General features: G+C 68.4%; 19 protein-coding genes and 1 riboswitch. Of the genes, 8 read left to right on the forward strand and 11 right to left on the reverse strand.

The annotated features are described in order from the left end of the window. Positions 1 to 3 precede the first annotated feature (3 nt). From A5790_RS16270 to glnX, 3 genes are read right to left on the reverse strand one after another with little or no spacing between them, the layout of a single operon-like run. A complete protein-coding gene (locus A5790_RS16270; protein ID WP_066846207.1) occupies positions 4 to 2,265 on the reverse strand; it encodes a serine/threonine-protein kinase PknG in 2,262 nt (753 codons plus the stop codon). Beyond that, positions 2,265 to 3,227, reverse strand: a complete 963-nt coding sequence (locus A5790_RS16275; RefSeq protein WP_066846210.1) for a glutamate ABC transporter substrate-binding protein — start codon at positions 3,225 to 3,227, stop codon at positions 2,265 to 2,267. The genes A5790_RS16270 and A5790_RS16275 overlap by 1 nt, the downstream gene beginning before the upstream one ends. Continuing rightward, complete coding sequence (glnX, locus tag A5790_RS16280; protein WP_066846287.1) at positions 3,224 to 4,543, reverse strand: protein kinase G-activating protein GlnX; 1,320 nt, start codon at positions 4,541 to 4,543, stop codon at positions 3,224 to 3,226. The genes A5790_RS16275 and glnX overlap by 4 nt, the downstream gene beginning before the upstream one ends. A gap of 112 nt (positions 4,544 to 4,655) precedes the next feature. Between glnX and A5790_RS16285 the strand changes: the two genes are divergently transcribed. Continuing rightward, on the forward strand, positions 4,656 to 5,156 hold the full coding sequence (locus A5790_RS16285) for an NUDIX hydrolase (protein WP_066846213.1): 501 nt from the start codon (positions 4,656 to 4,658) through the stop codon (positions 5,154 to 5,156). Here the strand turns inward: A5790_RS16285 and thiE are convergent. Then, positions 5,140 to 5,811, reverse strand: coding sequence for a thiamine phosphate synthase (gene thiE / locus A5790_RS16290; RefSeq protein ID WP_066846217.1), 672 nt, complete (start codon positions 5,809 to 5,811; stop codon positions 5,140 to 5,142). The genes A5790_RS16285 and thiE overlap by 17 nt on opposite strands. Before the next feature lie 51 nt (positions 5,812 to 5,862). After that, positions 5,863 to 5,977: riboswitch (TPP riboswitch) on the forward strand. Here thiE and thiO point away from each other — a divergent pair. From thiO to A5790_RS16320, 6 genes are all read left to right on the forward strand, one after another. Further along, entirely contained in the window at positions 5,963 to 6,976 is a 1,014-nt protein-coding gene (gene thiO, locus A5790_RS16295) for a glycine oxidase ThiO (RefSeq protein WP_066846220.1), read from the forward strand. (Overlaps the previous riboswitch by 15 nt.) Next, positions 6,973 to 7,170: a sulfur carrier protein ThiS gene (thiS, locus tag A5790_RS16300; RefSeq protein WP_064399789.1), complete on the forward strand. Its 198-nt coding sequence runs from the start codon at positions 6,973 to 6,975 to the stop codon at positions 7,168 to 7,170. The genes thiO and thiS overlap by 4 nt, the downstream gene beginning before the upstream one ends. Further along, entirely contained in the window at positions 7,163 to 7,954 is a 792-nt protein-coding gene (locus tag A5790_RS16305; protein ID WP_066846222.1) for a thiazole synthase, read from the forward strand. The genes thiS and A5790_RS16305 overlap by 8 nt, the downstream gene beginning before the upstream one ends. Continuing rightward, positions 7,951 to 8,724: an SGNH/GDSL hydrolase family protein gene (locus A5790_RS16310; RefSeq protein ID WP_066846225.1), complete on the forward strand. Its 774-nt coding sequence runs from the start codon at positions 7,951 to 7,953 to the stop codon at positions 8,722 to 8,724. The genes A5790_RS16305 and A5790_RS16310 overlap by 4 nt, the downstream gene beginning before the upstream one ends. A gap of 28 nt (positions 8,725 to 8,752) precedes the next feature. After that, positions 8,753 to 10,288: a M28 family metallopeptidase gene (locus tag A5790_RS16315; protein WP_066846228.1), complete on the forward strand. Its 1,536-nt coding sequence runs from the start codon at positions 8,753 to 8,755 to the stop codon at positions 10,286 to 10,288. After that, the gene (locus A5790_RS16320) at positions 10,285 to 11,757 is read left to right on the forward strand and encodes a M28 family peptidase (protein WP_066846231.1); all 1,473 of its coding nucleotides are present in this window, start codon (positions 10,285 to 10,287) and stop codon (positions 11,755 to 11,757) included. Before A5790_RS16315 ends, A5790_RS16320 begins: the two co-directional genes overlap by 4 nt. Here A5790_RS16320 and A5790_RS16325 read toward each other — a convergent pair. Genes A5790_RS16325 through A5790_RS16340 form a run of 4 tightly spaced genes read right to left on the reverse strand, consistent with a single transcriptional unit; the run spans position 11,711 to position 14,811 of the window. Further along, complete coding sequence (locus A5790_RS16325) at positions 11,711 to 13,000, reverse strand: uracil-xanthine permease family protein (RefSeq protein WP_066846234.1); 1,290 nt, start codon at positions 12,998 to 13,000, stop codon at positions 11,711 to 11,713. The two genes, A5790_RS16320 and A5790_RS16325, sit on opposite strands and share 47 nt — an antisense overlap. Continuing rightward, positions 12,997 to 14,217: an APC family permease gene (locus A5790_RS16330; protein ID WP_156656427.1), complete on the reverse strand. Its 1,221-nt coding sequence runs from the start codon at positions 14,215 to 14,217 to the stop codon at positions 12,997 to 12,999. Before A5790_RS16330 ends, A5790_RS16325 begins: the two co-directional genes overlap by 4 nt. Positions 14,218 to 14,231: 14 nt before the next feature. Next, positions 14,232 to 14,573: a hypothetical protein gene (locus A5790_RS16335; RefSeq protein WP_066846238.1), complete on the reverse strand. Its 342-nt coding sequence runs from the start codon at positions 14,571 to 14,573 to the stop codon at positions 14,232 to 14,234. Positions 14,574 to 14,586: 13 nt separating this feature from the next. Beyond that, the gene (locus tag A5790_RS16340; RefSeq protein WP_066846241.1) at positions 14,587 to 14,811 is read right to left on the reverse strand and encodes a hypothetical protein; all 225 of its coding nucleotides are present in this window, start codon (positions 14,809 to 14,811) and stop codon (positions 14,587 to 14,589) included. 104 nt (positions 14,812 to 14,915) lie between these two features. Between A5790_RS16340 and A5790_RS16345 the strand changes: the two genes are divergently transcribed. Then, a complete protein-coding gene (locus A5790_RS16345; protein WP_066846249.1) occupies positions 14,916 to 16,157 on the forward strand; it encodes a TetR/AcrR family transcriptional regulator in 1,242 nt (413 codons plus the stop codon). Here the strand turns inward: A5790_RS16345 and A5790_RS16350 are convergent. From A5790_RS16350 to A5790_RS16360, 3 genes are read right to left on the reverse strand one after another with little or no spacing between them, the layout of a single operon-like run. Then, positions 16,124 to 16,402 (reverse strand): hypothetical protein, encoded by a 279-nt coding sequence (locus tag A5790_RS16350; protein ID WP_066846252.1) that lies wholly within the window; start codon positions 16,400 to 16,402, stop codon positions 16,124 to 16,126. The two genes, A5790_RS16345 and A5790_RS16350, sit on opposite strands and share 34 nt — an antisense overlap. A gap of 18 nt (positions 16,403 to 16,420) precedes the next feature. Continuing rightward, on the reverse strand, positions 16,421 to 17,908 hold the full coding sequence (locus tag A5790_RS16355; protein WP_066846255.1) for an NAD(P)/FAD-dependent oxidoreductase: 1,488 nt from the start codon (positions 17,906 to 17,908) through the stop codon (positions 16,421 to 16,423). Between the two features lie 42 nt (positions 17,909 to 17,950). Continuing rightward, positions 17,951 to 18,574 (reverse strand): DUF4190 domain-containing protein, encoded by a 624-nt coding sequence (locus A5790_RS16360; protein ID WP_082961755.1) that lies wholly within the window; start codon positions 18,572 to 18,574, stop codon positions 17,951 to 17,953. Positions 18,575 to 18,581: the final 7 nt, after the last annotated feature.

Consider the following 18,581-nt stretch of genomic DNA (forward strand, 5'->3'; position numbering starts at 1 on the left):
CCGTCAGAACGTGCTGGTCGGACGGACGCTGTTGGCCAGATCCACGAGCGCGTAGCGGTGCGCCTGGGTGGGGGCCACCCGCGCAAGAGCGCGCAGCGAGGCCTCCACGCCCAGCTGCAATCCGTGTTCGGTGAACGGGAACCCCAGGATGTGATTGGTGCTGGCGGTGTTGTCGGCCAGCCAGTCCATCGCGGTGCCCAGCACCAGCGCGCGGATCTGCAGCACCCGCGGCTCGGTGTCGGGCAGCGCCTCGACGCGCCGTGCGGCATCCCGGATCTGCTGTTCGGTGATCTCGCTCGACGAGCGACCGGACAGCAATGTGACTGCGCTGGTCAACCGGGCCGTCGTGAAGTGCCGCGACATCGCGGGCACCTTGTCCAGGGTCTTCACCGCGTCATCGCGCTCGCCGGCGGCCGACTGCGCGCGGGCCAGCCCGAATCCCGCCGAGATCACCCCGTTGTCGGTCGACCACACGGTGTTGTAGAACTTGCCCGCGTCGGGGGTGCCTGCCAACTCGGCGGTGGCGGCCAAGGCCAATTTGGGTGCCAGCTCGCCGGGCATCGTGTCGAGCACCTCGGTGAAATGCTTTGTCGCCGAGTCGTAACCGGCGGTCAGCAGTTCGGACACGGCCTTGAACCAGACGAGCCGCCATGGCCAGCCCACCCGCTCGGTGAGGTCGTCGAGCTTGCGCGTGGCCTTGGCCACGTCGCCGAGGTCGAGCAGCGCGCGCACTTCCATCAGCGGCAGTTCGACCGAGTCCGACAGGTCGATGCCTTCGGAGTCCAGCGCCCCGTGCCTGGCCGCGCGCAGCTGGTCGAGGGCCTGTACGGGCTGGCTCACCACGCTGGCCGACAGCACAGGCGCACCGACGTCGGTCGGGTCGACCAGGGGTACGGGGAGAGCCCTGACGATCTCCTGGGCGGTAAGCCGTTCCGAGTGCACCTGCCCGTCGAGGTAGACGTCGGTGTGGGCGACCAGAAGATCGATGCCGAACGTCGATCGCGTGGGCGAAAACACCGTGGACAGACCGGGTTTGGGGGACCCGGTGTCCTTCGCCACGACTTCGCGCAGCACGCCGAGCAGCTGTCCGGACATCTCGTCGGCGCTGCCGAACCGCCGCCGAGGGTCCGGATCGATCGCCCGGCGCAGCGCCCGGCCGAACGAGTCGTACTCGGCCAGGACCGGATCGTCCTCGGGCAACCCGTCGACGTAGCGGCCCCTGCGCGTGCGCAAATTCAGCGTCAGCGCCGCGAGCGTGCGCCCGACGGTGTAGATGTCGGTGGCCACCGTCGGCCCCGTCCGCACGATCTCGGGAGCCTGGTATCCCGGGGTTCCGTAGAGATAGCCGAAGGAGTTGATGGTCGACACCGCACCGAGGTCGATCAGCTTGAGCTGTTCCTCGGTGATCATGATGTTCTCGGGCTTGAGGTCGTTGTAGGTCAGGCCGAGCGAGTGCAGATAACCAAGCGCAGGCAAGATTTCGAGCATGTACCCGATGGCCTGGGCCACCGGCAGCTTCTCACCCTTGGCCTGTTTGAGCGACGTGCCGCCGACGTACTCCATCACGATGTAACCGACGGGGTTGCCGTGCTGGTCGGCGTGCTCGACGAAGTTGTAGATCTTCACGATCCCGGGATGGGTGACCTCGGCCAGGAACTGGCGCTCGGCCATCGCGATCTTCTGCGCCTCGGCGTCGCCGGAATGCACCAGACCCTTGAGCACGACCGGCCGTTCGTTGACGTTGTGGTCGAAAGCCAGATAGACCCAGCCAAGGCCGCCGTGCGCGATACAGCCCTTGATCTCGTACTGGTCGGCGACCATGTCACCCGGATTCAGTTGCGGCAGAAACGAATACGGGCTGCCGCAGTGCGGGCACCAGCCTTCCGACCGGGCGGGCTTGCCATCGCTGGAACGGCCGACGGGGCGCCCGCAGTTCCAACAGAACCGCTTGTTCTCCGCGACCACCGGGTTGGTCATCAGCGCGTCTAGCGGGTCCTTGGCCCGCACCCGCGGGATCTCGACCAGCCCACCGCCCAGGCGGCGCGTCCGCGACAACGCCCGCGTCGTGGTGGTGGTCTGCTCCTGCGGCTCGGTGTCCCCGGTGCCCACCGACTCGCCGTCGTCGTCGTCGAGGTGGGGCCGGAACACCGCCTCGGTCGCCATCGGGCGGATGGTCGAGGCGGAATCCATGCTCATGTCGTCGAAGCTCGCCGGCTGAGTGCCCGGGCTCTCTTCGTCGTAGTCGTCCAGCTGGGTTTCGGACATCAGTCGTAATACCTCGCGACCGGAGGAGCCGGCGCAGGCCCGAGCACCGTCAACCATTTGCGGTACAACGTGTTCCAGGTGCCGTCGCGGCGGATCCGCTCCAGCGTGCCGTTGACGTACCGGATCAGGCCGGTGTTCTGCCGGTTGACCCCGATGCCGTAGGGCTCCTCGTTGAGGCTCGGTCCGACAATGTGCAGGTACGGATCCTGTGACACCAGACCGGCGAGGATTGAGTCGTCGGTGCTGACGGCGTCGACCTGCCGCTGCTGCAACGCCACCAGGCAGTCGGCCCACGCGACCACCCCGACGATGATCGGCGGCGGCGTGATCTGGCGGATCCGCTCCAGCGATGTCGTGCCCTTCGCGACGCAGACGCGGCGTCCCGAAAGGTCCGACGCCTGCCGGATCGTCGAGTCGCGCGGCGCCAGGATGCGTTGATTGGCGGTCAGATACGTCGTCGAGAACCCGATCATCTTCTTGCGTTCGCACGTGATGGTCATGGTCTTGACGACGACGTCGACCTGATCGTTCTGCAACGCCGCGATGCGGTCCGCCGACGACAGGATGCGGTACTCCACCTGCGACGGGGTTCCGAAGATGTCGCGGGCGATCTCACCGGCGATGTCGACGTCGAACCCGGTGATCTGCCCGGTGATCGGGTCCCGGAACGAGAACAGGTTGCTGCCGATGTCCAGGCCGACGATCAGCCGTCCCCGTGCGCGGATGTTCGCGACGGCCTCCTCGGCCTCGGCCCGGTTGCTGAACGGGCGAAGGCTCGCCGTGCGCTCACAATCCTCGGTGTCGTCGCGTGGCGGGTGCACCGGTTGCGGCGGCAGCTCCTCCATACCCGCCGGCGTGGGCGGCCCAAGCGTCACACCGGGTGTGGAGGTCACCGACGCCGCCTGCCCGCAGCCGGTGAGCACCAGCGCGGCGGCGACGAGGATGGCGAAGAACTTCGTCACCGGTACTCACTCAGCCTCGGCCACAACCCCAGCGCCACCGCGACCGCCGCGACGACGCTGAGCACAGCGGCGCCGACGGTCGCACCCGATAGCACCCGGTGTGCGTTGATGATGTCGTCGCGGAGTTGCTTACGGCTCTCTTCGATGCCCTGGCTCAACGCCTCGTCGAGCTTGTTGAACGCCGGCGTCGAGTCGTCTGCCCCGGTGCCGAGCGCCACCTGTGTGGCGGCCTGATAGTTGCCGACGCTGATGTAGGCGTTGATGCGATCGTCGGCGGCGCGCCAGCGCTTCAGCAGCTGCTCGGCCTCGCCGAGGTCGGTCTTGTCGATGGCGTCCTCGCGGGCCAGGTAATCGGCAAGCTGCTGCTGCATCATGTCGATGCGCTGGTAGTACGACTGTTTGCGCACCGTCTCGTCGCCGCGCCGGATCAACGACAGTGTCTCGTCGGCGCGGGCCTGCTGCGCGGTGATCGCCAGGTTTGTCACCGTCTTCAACGACTCGGCGGCCGTGTCCTTGGCGCTGCGACTGTCCGAGGTCGAGATGACCAGGGCCGTGCCCACCCAGATCAGCATGGTCAGAACCGCGAGACCGCCCGCGACGAAGCCGATGTTGATCCGCCTGCGCGTGCGCCTGGCCAGCCAACGGTTGGCGAACACCCCGAACAGCAGGGTCGCCAGGACCACCAGGATGACCGGGCCGGGGATGCGGGTGGACGCGCTGGTCTCGGCGTCCACTCGCTGTGAGGTCTCCTCGTAGAGCCGTTGGGCCCCGGGCAGGATCTGCGTCTGCATCAACGCCGACGCTTCCGACAGGTACGAAGAACCCACCGGGTTGCCCGAACGGTTGTTGGTGCGGGCGGTCTCGACCAGGCCCGTGTACACCGACAACTCCGCGTTAAGGCGGCCGAGCAACTGCACCAGATCCTCGTCAGTGAGCCCGCTCGACGCCCGAGTCACGGCCACCGACGCGTCCGTGATCGCCTGTTCGTACCGTTGCCGGACGTCGCGCGGTTCCGCTCCGGCGATGAAGGCGGTGGCCGCCGCGGCGTCGGCCACCGAAAGCGTCGTGTAGAGCTGCCCGGCGGCGAAGGACAGCGGCTCGGTGTGGTTGAGCACGGTCATCAGCGCCTGCTGCCGGTCGTTGATCGTCGTCGAGGTGGCGAACGCGCTGGCGATGACGAGCGCGGACAGCACGACCCCGATGGTCAGGATGCGGCCGGGCGTGGTCCACAGGAACCACCAGCGTTGTTGTGCGGGCGTCGACGGCGACCGCGACGCGAGCGGCTCCGTCGACGGGTGCGCCAACTCCACAGTCACGTGCGCGCGGACCTCATCAGCATCGCTTTCCAGCTCGTCGTTTTCGACCGGTCCCACTCTATGAAAGAAGTCTAAGAGTTTCCGGCAGGCAGGGCGGCCCTATTGTTGAGGCGTGCGTGGCGACGGTGACGGATGGGTGGTTTCCCAAGGCCAGGCCTACTGGGGCAGGTACGGCGCGGCCGGCCTTCTGCTGCGGGCCCCCGGGCGCGACGGCGCGCCGGTGGTGCTGCTCCAACACCGGGCGGCCTGGAGCCACCAGGGCGACACCTGGGGTCTACCGGGCGGGGCGCGCGACAGCCACGAGACTCCGGAGCAGGCGGCCATCCGGGAGGCCCACGAGGAAGCGGGGCTGCCCGCCGAGCAGTTGACCGTGCGCAAGGTGGTGGAGACCAAGATCGTCGCGGGCGACGGGGTCAGCTGGAGCTACAGCACGGTCATCGCCGACGCCCAGGAGATGCTGCACACCGTGCCGAACCGGGAGAGCGCCGAGTTGCGCTGGGTGGCCGTCGACGACGTCGCGAAGCTGCCCCTGCACCCTGGCTTCGCCGCCAGCTGGCAGCGGTTGCGCGACGAGTTCGCCTCGATCCCTCTCCTGGTCAACCGGCAGCTCTGAGCGCGGCCTTCAACTGTGCGGCCGCGGCCCGCGGGTCCTCGGCCGCGGTGATCGCCCGCACCACGACGACGCGCCGCGCGCCGGCCGCCAGCACCTGCGGTAACCGGTCGGTGTCGATTCCGCCGATCGCGAACCACGGCTTGTCGCTCTTCAATTCGGCGGTGTGCCGGACCAGGTCCAGGCCGGGCGCCGGGCGGCCCGGCTTGGTCGGGGTGGGCCAGCACGGGCCGACGCAGAAATAGTCGACGGCCTCCTCGACCGCCGCCGCGACCTGGTCCGCGTCGTGGGTGGAGCGCCCGATCACCGGCGCCGCACCGACGATGCCGCGCGCGACCGCCAGCGGAAGGTCGTCCTGGCCCAGATGAAGCACGTCGGCGCCGGCGGCCAGCGCGATGTCGGCGCGGTCGTTGACGGCCAGCAGCGCGCCGTGGCGGCGGGCGGCGTCGGCGAGCACCTCGAGCGCCTCGAGTTCCTGACGCGCCTCCAAGGGGCCCAACCGCTGTTCGCCCGGCGAACCCTTATCGCGCAGTTGGATGAGGTCGACCCCGCCGGCGAGGGCGGCGTCGGCGAACTCCGCGAGGTCACCGCGCTCGCGCCGGGCGTCGGTGCACAGGTACAGCGACGCGCTGGCCAGGCGTTCTCGAGGTTCGTGCACACCGCGACGCTAGCGGCTCGTCGTTGGGGGCCTAACCAGCGGGTACTGTGGGTTGACGAACGCGGGAGTCCCGGGAGCGGGGACTGAGAGTGGGCATTCGAACCTGCCTTTACCGTCGCACCTGATCCGGGTCATGCCGGCGAAGGGAGGGATGTTGACCAACGCAAGCCTGGCCGTGATCGGCGGCGGCGTCATCGGGCTTGCCGTCGCCCGGCGCGCCAGCAGCGACGGCTGGGACGTGCGGGTGCACCGCACCGACGATCGCGGTGCGTCGTGGGTCGCAGGCGGCATGCTCGCACCCCACAGCGAGGGCTGGCCCGGCGAGGAGAAGCTGTTGCAGCTCGGCCTGGAGTCGCTGCACCTGTGGCACGGCGGCTTCCTCGACGGGCTGCCCGACGAGGTGGTCACCGCCCGCGAATCAATGGTGGTCGCCGTCGACCGCGCCGACGCGAGCGACCTCAAGACGGTGGGCGAGTGGCTTGCGGCTCAAGGGTATCCGGTGACGGCGACGACGTCGGCGCGCGACATAGAACCGCTGCTGGCCCAGGGCATCCGGCACGGATTCCGGGCCGAAACCGAACTGGCCGTTGACAATCGGCTGCTGGTGCGAGCGTTGGCCGTGCTGTGCGAAGGGCTCGGCGTGCAGTGGGCGCCCCCCGTCTCCGACCTCACCGAGGTGCAGGCCGACGCCGTGGTGATCGCGAACGGTATCGACGCCCCGACGCTGTGGCCCGGCCTGCCGATCCGGCCGGTCAAGGGTGAGGTGTTGCGGTTGCGGTGGCGCCGCGGGTGCATGCCGGTGCCCCAGCGGGTCATTCGGGCCAGGGTGCACGGCAGGCAGGTATACCTGGTGCCGCGGGCCGACGGGGTCGTCGTCGGCGCGACGCAGTACGAGCACGGCCGCGACACCGCGCCCGCTGTGAGGGGGGTGCGGGAACTGCTCGATGACGCCTGCGCGGTGATGCCCTCGCTGGGCGAATACGAACTCGCCGAATGCGCTGCGGGCCTGCGGCCGATGACGCCGGATGGATTACCGCTCGTCGAACGCCTCGACGAGCGCACACTGGTCGCCGCGGGCCACGGGCGCAACGGATTTCTTCTCGCCCCATGGACGGCCGAACGGATCGCCGCCGCACTCGATGTCACGATTGGAGCAATCAGATGAAGGTACTGGTCAACGACGAAGCGGTGGAAGTGGACGCCTCGACGACGGTCGCCGCGCTGCTGGCGCGTCTCGGCTTTCCGGAGAAGGGCATCGCCGTCGCGGTGGACTGGTCGGTGCTGCCGAAATCGGACTGGGACACCGCGCTGTCGGACGGTGCTCGCGTGGAGGTGGTGACGGCGGTGCAGGGTGGCTAGCCCCGACACCCTTCGCGCGCGCGGAGCATCGGTCACGAAGTTGACCATCGCCGGCCGAGAGTTCGGTTCGCGGCTCATCCTCGGCACCGGAGGCGCGGCCAATCTCGCCGTGCTCGAAGAAGCGCTTGTCGCATCGGGGACCGAGCTCACGACGGTGGCGATGCGGCGCGTCGACGCCGACGGCGGCACCGGCGTGCTCGAGCTGCTCAACCGGCTGGGTATCACCCCCTTGCCGAACACCGCGGGCTGCCGGGGCGCGGCCGAGGCGGTGATGACGGCGCAACTTGCCCGCGAGGCGTTGCACACCGACTGGGTGAAGCTGGAAGTCATCGCCGACGAACGCACGCTGCTGCCCGATGCCGTCGAACTGGTAAGGGCGGCCGAACAATTGGTCGACGACGGTTTCACGGTCCTGCCGTACACCAACGACGATCCGGTGCTCGCGCGACGGCTCGAGGACATCGGGTGCGCGGCGGTGATGCCGCTGGGATCGCCGATCGGAACGGGACTGGGAATCGCCAACCCGCACAACATCGAGATGATCGTCGACGCCGCTTCGGTGCCGGTGGTGCTCGATGCGGGCATCGGCACCGCGAGTGACGCCGCGATGGCGATGGAGTTGGGGTGCGACGCCGTGCTTTTGGCCACTGCCGTGACCCGCGCCGCCGACCCGCCTACCATGGCGGCGGCAATGGCCGCTGCGGTCACCGCGGGACGGCTGGCTCGACAGGCCGGCCGCATCCCGAAGCGGTTCTGGGCGCAGGCGTCCAGCCCATCTCGATGAGACGCTATGTCGCACTGGGCAGCTCGATGGCGGCCGGTCCAGGGATCGGACCCCGCGCCGACGGTGCGCCCTGGTCCGCCGGCCGTTCGGCGCGCAACTATCCGCATTGGGTAGCCGCGAAGCTGGGTCTCGACCTCGTCGACGTGACCTACTCGGGCGCGACCACCGCGAACATCCTGCGCGAACCGCAACACGGTGCGCCGCCGCAGATCTCGGCTCTGACCGGATCCGAAGACCTGGTGACGGTGACCATCGGTGGCAACGACGTCGGCTATGTGCCGATGCTGTTCGCGGCGGGCCTGCCACGCGTTACCCGCAAGCTCCCGCTGCTGGGGACGGTGCTGCGCGGGCAACTGGATCCGCGGGCGCGCGATGACGCGCTGACGCAGGTCGCTGTGGCGCTCGAGGAGGTCGGCCGGACGGTGCGGGCCCGCTCACCTCGCGCGACGGTGCTGTTCGTCGACTACCTCACGCTGCTACCGCCGCCGGGTGTGCCCGCACCACCGTTGTCCGACACCGACGTGGCGACCGGACGCCACGTCGCCGACACGCTGGCGCGGCTGACCGCGGAGGCGGCCGCAGCCACCGGCTGCGGCCTCGTGCGGGCCGCCGAGCACAGCGCCGCGCATCATGCGTGGTCGGCCGAACCGTGGACGACCCGGTTCGGGCTGACCGACTTGGTGAGACCGGGAAGGCCCGCACCCCTGCACCCCAATGCGGCGGGCATGCGCGCCGTGGCCGACCTCATCGTCGCGCAGCTGACGGGTTAGCGCCCGGGCGACGCTAACGTAGTGGGCAATGAGCCACACGAAGGTTTCCAAGCTGTCGAAGACAACGAAGACGATCGCCCTCATCTCAGCCGGCGTCGTCGCACTCGGGGGCTGCGGTCGTGACGAGGAGCCCCAACCGGTGGTGCAGCCGCCCACCACCCAGGCGGGGGTGTCGCAGGCCGCCGTGAACTTCGCCAGGTCGCTCGCGCAGCGCACCTCCGCCGACGCCATCTACCAGCATCTGGCCCGGCTGCAGGAGATCGCCGACAACAACGACGGCAACCGTGCCCTGGGTACCCCTGGCTACGACGCCAGCGTCGACTACGTCGCTAACACCCTGCGCGACAAGGGCTTCGACGTGCAGACACCCGAGCTCGAGGTGCGGCTGCCGTTCGCCGACGAACCCGCGCTGACCGTCGGCGGCGACGCGGTCAAGGCCAGACCGTTGAACTTCACGATCGGCACACCGCCGGGCGGGGTGTCGGGCCCGCTCGTGCTCGCCCGCGTCGAGGACTCCCCGGGCTGCACGGTCTCCGACTACGACGGCTTGCCCGTCGAGGGCGCCGTCGTGCTCGTCGACCGTGGCAAGTGTCAGTTCTCCGAGAAGGAGGAGGCCGCCGCCGAACGCGGCGCGGTGGCTCTGCTCGTCGCCAACAGCGAGGACAACGACGAGATGGGCGGCACCCTCGGCGAGGACACGGAGGCGACCATCCCGGTCGTCAGCATCACCAAGGCGGAGGGCGATCGGCTACGGGCCGAACCGGGAGACGTCACCCTCAAGCTGAATGCGGGTGTGCGCAAGGAGCGAACCCGCAACGTCATCGCCCAGACCCGAACGGGCGACACCGCAAACGTCGTGATGGCCGGTGCACATCTGGACAGCGTCCCGGAGGGGCCGGGCATCAACGACAACGCGTCCGGTGTGGCGGCCGTGCTCGAGTCCGCAGTGCAGCTGGGCGGTTCCCCCGACGTTCAGAACGCGGTACGGTTCGGTTTCTGGGGTGCGGAGGAGGTCGGGTTGTTCGGATCGAACAACTATCTGGAGTCGCTGGATGTCGATGCCCTCAAGGACATCTCGCTCTATCTGAACTTCGACATGGTGGGCTCTCCGAACCCCGGCTACTTCACCTATGACGGGAATCAGTCCCTGCCGCCCGACGAGGAGGGCGCGATCGCCCGGGTGCCGGAAGGGGCCGCGGGCGTGGAACGCACGCTGGTGGACTACCTCGACGCGGCCGGAAAACCGGCCGAGGACACCAGCTTCGACGGTCGCTCCGACTACGACGCATTCACCCTGGCCGGCATCCCGGCGGGTGGCACCTTCTCGGGCGCCGAGGCCAAGATGACGCCCGAGCAAGCCGAGCGGTGGGGCGGTGAGGCGGGTCAGCCGTTCGACCCCAACTACCACAAGGAATCGGACACCCTGGAGCACATCGACCGCACCGCACTCGGTATTCACGGGGCGGGCGTGTCCTACGCCGTCGGTATCTACGCTCAGGACCAGGGCGGGCCGAACGGAATCCCCACGCGCGATCTGCGCGTCCGTCACCCGCTCGCGTCATGAAGAGATGGGCGGCCGGCGCGGGAGTCGTGATCGGAGTCGTCATTGGGGTCGTCGCAGCCATGACCTCGTGCTCGTCGCCGGAGCCGGCGCCGCCGTCGCCACAGGAGGTGGCGAACAAGGTCACCGCCGACGCGATGTTCACCCACCTGCAGAAACTGCAGCAGATCGCCGACACCAACGGCGGTAACCGCGCCAACGGCAAACCCGGATACGACGCCACCGTCGACTACGCCGCACAGTTCCTGCGCGACAAGGGATTCGACGTCCAGACCCCTGAGTTCGAGCTGCTCGACCGCAGTGTGGGCGGCAATCCGTCGATGCGGGTGAGCGGGCGCGAATATCCCGTCGACCAGGCCTCCCTGCTCATCACCACGCCGCGCGGCGGGCTGAACGCCGTGACGCTTCGCCCGGCGAAGCCCGCCGGTTGCCGGACCGCCGACTACGACGGCACCTCGGTGCGGGGCGCGATCGCCATCGTCGACGACACGGGCTGCTCGGTCGTCGCCAAACAGAACGCGGCCGTGTCGGAGGGCGCCGTCGGCCTGCTCGTCGTCAGCTCGCCCGGCGGCGGCGGGAGCCCGGCGGGCCTGTTCACGCCCGGCTACTACCAGGACCTGACCGTTCCCGTCGGGGTCATCGGCCGCGAAGCCGACGCCGCCCTGCGGCGAACCTCGGCGCCGGTACGCCTCGTGCTCGACCGTAAGCCGGTCATGAAGAAGACCCGAAACCTCGTGGCGCAGACTAAGACCGGGGACACCCGTAACGTCGTGCTGGCGGGTGCGCACCTGGACAGCTCGGCGGCCAGCCCCGGAGTGAACGACGATGGAACGGGTATCGCGGCGCTGCTGGAAACTGCTGCGGCACTGGGTCCGCAGCCACCGGTCACCAACGCCGTCCGCTTCGTGTTCTGGGCCTCGGAGGAGAACGGGCTGGCCGGACCGACCAGGTATGTGCAAGGGCTCTCGCCCGACGAACTCGGAGACATCGCACTGTATCTGGGCTTCGACATGCTCGGTTCACCGAATGCCGGCTACTTCACCTACGACGGTGACCAGTCCGCTACACCCAACCCGGCCATCCCCGCGCGGTCGGTGCCCGCGGGTTCGGCCGGTATCGAGCGGATGCTGGCCGGCTATCTCAACACGGCGGGCGTGCGGCCCGCGGACATGCCGCTGAGCGAATTCACCGACTACTACCCGTTTCTCGCTGCCGGCGTGCCGGTCGGCGGCCTGACCGCCGGTTCGTCACAACGTAAGAGCGAGATACAGGCTCGGCTTTGGGGCGGGCGGGCAGGTGTCCCCTTCGACCCGAACTACCGCACCAAGCGCGACACCGTCGAGAACGTCAACCGCGACGCGCTGTCGGTCCTGGGGCCTGCGGTCACCTACGCCGTGGCAACCTACGCGCGGTCGGTCGACGGCGTCAACGGTGTTCCGCCCCGGGACCAACGGCAGCGGGCCGCTCGCTAGCCTGCCGGAATCCCAACAGCCGCATACCGTGATAGACCGCCAGGGCCGCTATCGAACCCAGCGCGATTCCGGTGAAGGTCAAGGTGCCTGCGTGCCAGGTGAAGTCGGCGATGCCGATGATCAGCGGGATGGCCGCGGTCATCTGATTGACCGGCCGGGAGAAGTCGACCCGGTTGGTCAGCCAGATCCGGACTCCCAGCACGCCGACGAGGCCGTAGAGCACCACGGTCGCCCCACCGAGCACGCCGGCGGGTATCGCCGAGATCGCCGCGCCGACCTTCGGGCACAGCGAGAGCAGGATCGCCACGGCGCCCGCAACCCAGTACGCCGCAGTGGAATACACCCGCGTCGCCGCCATCACGCCGATGTTCTCGGCGTATGTGGTGGTCGCAGAGCCGCCACAGAAACCGGCCAGCGTGGTGGCCACACCGTCGGCGGCCAGTGCCCGGCCCATCACCGGGTCGACATCGGTGGCGGTCATCTGGCCGACCGATTTCACGTGCCCGATGTTCTCGGCGACCAAGGCGATCACCGCGGGCAGAAACATCGGCAACACCGCGACGGTGAACGTCGGCGCCTGGAACTCCGGCAGCCCGAGCCACGGGGCGGCGGCGATCGGTGCGGTGTCGACCTCACCGAGCACCAGCGCGAGCAGGTATCCCACAAAGACGGCCAGGAAGATGGCCAGCCGGCCAATGATGCCGCGGAAGAACGCCAGCGTCGCCACCAGGAGCACCAGGGTGACGAGCCCAACCACCGGACCCTGTTCGAAGTTGGCTTTGGCCGAGGGCGCCAGGTTGAAGCCGATCAGCGCGACGATCGCGCCGGTGACCACCGGGGGAAGTGTCACGTCGAGCCAGTGCGTGCCGACCAGATGGACCAGGCCGCCGATCGCCACCAGTGCGAGACCGACCGCCACGAGTCCGCCGAGGGCGCTCCCCGTTCCGTGCGAGGCGACCGCCGCGGTGACCGGTGCGATCACTGAGAAGCTCGAACCCAGGTAGCTGGGCAGTCGGTTGCCGGTGATGAGCAGGAACAGCACCGTCCCGACGCCCGAGAACAACAGCGTCGTCGCCGGTGGGAAGCCGGTGAGGACGGGGACCAGGAAGGTGGCGCCGAACATGGCCACGACATGCTGGGCGCCGAGTCCGATCGTCCGGCCCCAGCCGAGACGTTCGTCGGGTGCCACGACGAAGTCATCGCCGGGGTCGGCGTCGACGCGCTTCCAGCTCAGCTCGATCACGGTCTAAGACGGTAAGCCAGCGCGCCCGCGAGCACCACGCAGGCGCCGGCCAGGACCGACGTTCCCGGAAGCAGCAACGCCAGCACCACACAGCCCGCCAGTCCGACCGCCGGCACCGTTCGGCGGCCGAGGGTCCAGGCCGAGGCGTTGGCGATCGCGTAGTAGACGAGGACGGTGAATGACGAGAAGCCGATCGCGGTGCGGACGTCCACGGTGGCGGCGAATGCGGCCACGACGACGCCGACGACGACCTCGGCGCGGTGTGGGCTGCCGAATCTCGGGTGCACGCGCGACAGCGTGTGCGGCAGGTGGCGGTCGCGCGCCATCGCCAGCGTCGTGCGCGACACCCCGAGGATGAGCGCCAGCAGTGACCCGAGGGCGGCCACCGCGGCGCCGACCCGCACGACAGGCTCCAGTGCTGGGAAGCCGGCCGAGGTCACCGCGTCGGCGAGCGGTGCGGCTGCCGAAGCTGTTGCCGCGCTTCCTAATTCGGCGACGACAGCGGCAGCGACGAGGGTGTACACCGCGAGCGTGATGGCCAGAGCCAGCGGTATCGCGCGCGGGATGGTGCGGGCGGGGTCACGGACCTCTTCGCCCAGCGTCGCGATCCGTGCATAGCCCGCGAACGCGAAGAACAACAGTCCTGCGGCCTGCAGCACGCCGGCGACGGAGACCTCGGCGCCGGGCGACAGGCGGGCCAACTCGACCTCCCCGAAACCGAGGACGGTGACCACCACGGTGCCCAGCACCGCCAGAACCAGGGCGACGATGACGCGCGTCAGCAGCACCGACTTCCGGATGCCCGCGTAATTCAGTGCGGTCAGTGCGGCGACCGCGCCGACCGCGACGCCACGGGCCGCCTCGGGCCACACGTAGTAGCCGACGGTGAGCGCCATCGCCGCACACGATGCGGTCTTGCCGACGATGAAACTCCACCCCGCGGTGTAACCCCAGAACCGGCCGAGCCGCTCACGCCCGTAGACGTAGGTGCCGCCGGACTCGGGGTACCGCGCGGCCAGCCAGGCCGACGAGGTGGCGTTGCAGTAGGCGACGACGGCGGCGACCGCCAGCCCGATCAGCAGGCCCGAACCGGCCGCCGCGGCGGCGGGCCCGACAGCGACGAAGATGCCCGCGCCCAGCATCGAACCCAGCCCGATGACGACCGCGTCGAAGGTGCCGAGCCGGCGGGGCAGCGCAGGACCGGCCGGCGTGCTCACGCCGGAATGCTAGATCAGGCGTTGTTGTGGTGCGGATGCAACGACTCGCGGGCGGAGGTCGTCGCGGAGGCGACAAGCGCCACGAGCAGCCCGGCACCGCCGAGCAGCGCCAGCGGTACCGTCCACAGCCGTCGCATCAGCAGCGCCGACTCACACTGCTCGACGTAGTTCGTGTCGCCGCCGGCCGCGGCCGCCTGGGACAGGTCGCTGAGGTACCCGGTCCCACATTTGACCTGCCAGCCGTACTGGTCGTAGCTGTCCAGGAAGACCGGAAAGTTCAGCGCCAGCAGGGCGGCGCCCAGCACGACGGCGGCGATGATCCCGGTCCATGCGAGACGGTGGTGGTGGTCGGACACTGTGTTCCCCCGTTCATGTCATACACACGTCAGCGAACAGCAGCACCGGCCATGAGGCGATCGACCCCAGATACGAAACGACCAGGTCGGCGCCGGCCATGCCGTGCAGGTGGTCGGTGTGGGTGGTCGACCAGAACACGCCGACCAGCAGGTACGGCGTGCCGAGGACGAGCGCCACCACGATCAGCTCACCGATCGTGACCTGAAAGCCCAGAAGCTTGCGGAGCCCGCCGAACACACCATTATGTTAATCGTCATTCAGTGTGGTCTGGCAAGTTCGGAGCGATACCGACCGCGGTACTGGACCGGTGTGGCGGGGCTCGGTCCGATATCGTGTCTGCCATGTCGCGCACTCGGCCGGCGAGCGGTGACGCGGTCCGGCGCCGGCCGAAAGACCGAAAAGCCCAGATCGCCCGGGCATCCGCCGAGGCGTTCAGCACCCTGGGCTTCTACGGCGTCAGCATGGAGTCGATCGCATCGCGGGTGGGAATCTCGGCGGCCGCCCTCTACCGGCACTACGCGAGCAAGTACGACCTGTTCCGCGACGCCGTGCTCAATCTGGGCCAGCAGCTGGTGGATGCCACCGCGTTCATCGACGAGGCCGATCTCGAGCACCCCGAATCAGAACTGCGCCGGGTGGCCGCGGCGCTCATCGAGACCGCGATGGCTAACCGGGAGTCGGGCGGGCTGTACCGCTGGGAGGGGCGGTATCTGCGCGGCGACGACCAAGCGTCGCTGATCGCGCAGATGCGTACCGTCAACCGCCGCATTCAACGCCCCATCTGTGCCATGCGTCCGGATCTGACCTCCCATCAGCGCTGGACGTTGTCCATCGCGGTCCTGTCGGTCACCGGCAGCATCGTCGACCACCGGGCGAAGCTGCCCGCCGGCCAGGTGCGGGCGCTGCTGTCCGATCTCGCGACAGCGCTGGCCGCCACCGAGTTGCCCCACGGCGACGACGTCCCCGAGCAGCCGGTGGCACCCGTTCCGACCGCCGTCGAGCCGTCGCGATATGAAGCGCTGCTCAACGAATCCATGCGCTTGTTCAACATCAAGGGATACCGCGACACGGGCATGGAGGACATCGCCGCGGCCGTCGGCATGCCCGCGTCGGGGATCTACCGGTACTTCGCGGGCAAGAGCGACATCCTAGCCGCTGTGTTCCGACGGGCGGCCGACCGGCTCTCCGACGAGCTGACCGCGATCACCGCTGCCAACGCCGACCCCGAGGACGCCCTCACCGCGGTCATCGACGCCTACGTCGCCAGGTCGTTCGCACATCCCGAACTCGACTACGTCTACTACTCCGAGCGGCTGCACATGTCGCCGACGGATCAGAAGATCCTGCGAAACATGCAGCGCACCACCGTCGAATCGGTGGTGGAGTTGGTGGTCGCCGTACGCCCGGAGTGGACGCCGAGCCAGGCCAGGTTCGCCGTGCACGCGGCCATGGCCTTGGTGATCGACCTGGGCCGGTTGATGCGTTACGCGAACTCGCCGAAGAACCGGGCGATTCTGCAGCGGCTGCTGGACGTGACTCTGCTGGGCCGCTACCGGTTACGCGCGACGTTGCCCGCCAAGTAGGCGAGGTAGCCGAGAGTACCGACGACGGCGAGTTTGCGTGTCTTGCGGGCGGCCAGCCCGAGCCCCAGCACCGTCTCGACACCGCCGTTGACGTAGATGAACTGGCGGGTGTTGTGTGGGAACGCCTGTACCGTCACCGATTCGAACAGCTCCGGCTTGACGAAGTGGCTGAGACCGACGCCGGCGAGGCCCAAACCGGCCACCGTGGCCGCGCGCGAACCGCTGCTCGATTCCTGAAGTGACACAGCCGGTGTTCCTCTCGCTCACGCAATTCGATAGTCGCTCAGAGGATACTGTGACGCCTCTTTGATGGCTCTGCGGGTCGCCACCGGCTGCAGCAACGTGGCCTCACCGTTGGGGTCGAAATAGTACGACCGTGAATCCGCGCAGTTGCCCGCCATGAACACCGAGTTGCCCATGAGCTTGGTCATCCGGTCGAGGTAGCGAGCGTTGGCGTCCTCGGTGACCTCGAATGTCGTTGCGCCCCGGCGCTTCATCTCGCCGAACAGCCGATCCATGTGGCGCATCTGGTATTCCACCGTGTTGAAGAAATTCAGCCCAAGGAAGGCATACGGGCTCGCCATACTGAGATAGTTGGGGAAGTAGGGCACCGTGACGCCCTGATAAGCCTGAAACCTCGTGTCGCGCCACCACTTCCCCAGGTTGCGCCCCTTGCGCCCGATGATCTCGATCGCCGGGATGTTCGCCTCCCACAGATCGAAGCCCGTCGCCAGCACAAGCGTGTCGATCTGGGCCTTCGTTCCGTCGGTCGAGACGACGCCGTCGGGTTCGATGCGCTCGATCCCCGAACTCCGCAGGTGCACATTCGGTTTGGTGAAAACCCGGTAATAGCTGTTGGAGAACGTCGGGCGTTTGCAGCCGAAGTCGTAGTCGGGGGTCAACTGCATCCGCAGCTCGCGATCGCGCACGGAGAAGAACCGATGCATCTTGGCCACGTCGGACGCCGCAACGTTCAGGCGCCGGAACAGAAGCTGTCGGTGGCGGAGCCCGACGAAAAGGAAGAACTCATAGATCACGTCGGTGACGGCCCGAAGTGCGCGCTGCGTCAAGGGCACCCGGGAGAACAACCGCTTGACGGGCTTGGGTATGGGGAAGTCGAGCCTGGGTACCACCCAGACCGGCGTGCGCTGGTAGACGTTCAGGTCGGCCGCTTTCTTCGCCAGCTCCGGAATCAGCTGCACCGCGGTCGCACCGGTGCCGATGACCGCCACCCGACGGCCATCGAGGTCGTAGGTGTCGTCCCACGCGGCGGTGTGGATGATCCTGCCCGCGAAACTCTCGATACCCGGAATCTCGGGGATGTTCGGCTGCGACAGGAACCCGGTGGCTGTGATCAGGTAGCGCGCCGACAGCGTTTCGCCACCGGCCAGCGTGACCCGCCACACCTCGGTTTCCTCATCCCAGCAGGCGCCTTCGACGAGCGTGTTGAACCGCATGTGCTTACGCACGTCGTACTTGTCGGCGACGTCAGCGGCGTACTGCTTGATCTCATCGCCGGTGGAGTACAGCCGCGACCAGTTCGGGTTGGGCTCGAAGTAATACGAGTAGGTGGTCGTCGGCACATCGACCGCCAACCCGGGGTAACGATTGACGTGCCAGGTGCCCCCCAGGTCGTCCTCGCGGTCGAGGATGACGAAGTCCTGATACCCCATCCGCTTGAGCTGGATGGCCGCGCCGATCCCCCCGAAACCCGCGCCGACGATGACGGCGTCGAGTAGTTCCGAAGTCATAAGAAAACGGTACCGCAGCGACCAGGCAGTATCGGGGAGGCGTCAATCCTTTAGCGAGCCGGTCCGCGGCGGATCGAGCGTCGCAATGCAGGTCACCGCCCGGTCACCCTGCTCCCAGGTTTCGGCCGTGGGATAGAGCACATACAGCTGAACGGAACTGTCTGTCATCGCTTCCGGCGCGTAAGCGGCCAATTCGGGGCTGCACTTCTCGGCGTAGGCGTCGATCGCCGCCTGGCCGGGAAACTCGTCGTCGGGCATCTGGAGGACCGCGAACACCTCACCTGCGTGGGCCTCGTCACATCCGATCGTCTTCACGGTCAGCACCCGGGTGTTGGCCGGGATCTCGGCCAGGCAGTCGCCCTCCTTGACGTCGATCGCGGTCACCGTGCCGTTGCCGATGAGGAAGTACACCAGCAGGGCAACGACGGCCACCGCAGCCCACAGCGCCGACAGCACCAGCCCCGCGATCGCCAAGCCGCGGCCGCCCTGGCCCTCCCTGGCTTTCTTCAAGCCGACGATGCCGCAGACGACACTGATCAGAACGCCGCCAAGCAGGCCGAAGACCAGCGACACGATGGCCCACCAGTTCGTGGGGCGATCTTGGGGCGGCGCGTAATAGGACCCCTGTTGCGCGTACGGGGGAGGCGGCGGTGGTGGGTAGTTCAAAGGGCAG

Origin of the sequence: Mycobacterium sp. 852002-51152_SCH6134967, assembly GCF_001667105.1 — a bacterium.
Classification (GTDB): domain Bacteria; phylum Actinomycetota; class Actinomycetes; order Mycobacteriales; family Mycobacteriaceae; genus Mycobacterium; species Mycobacterium neumannii_A.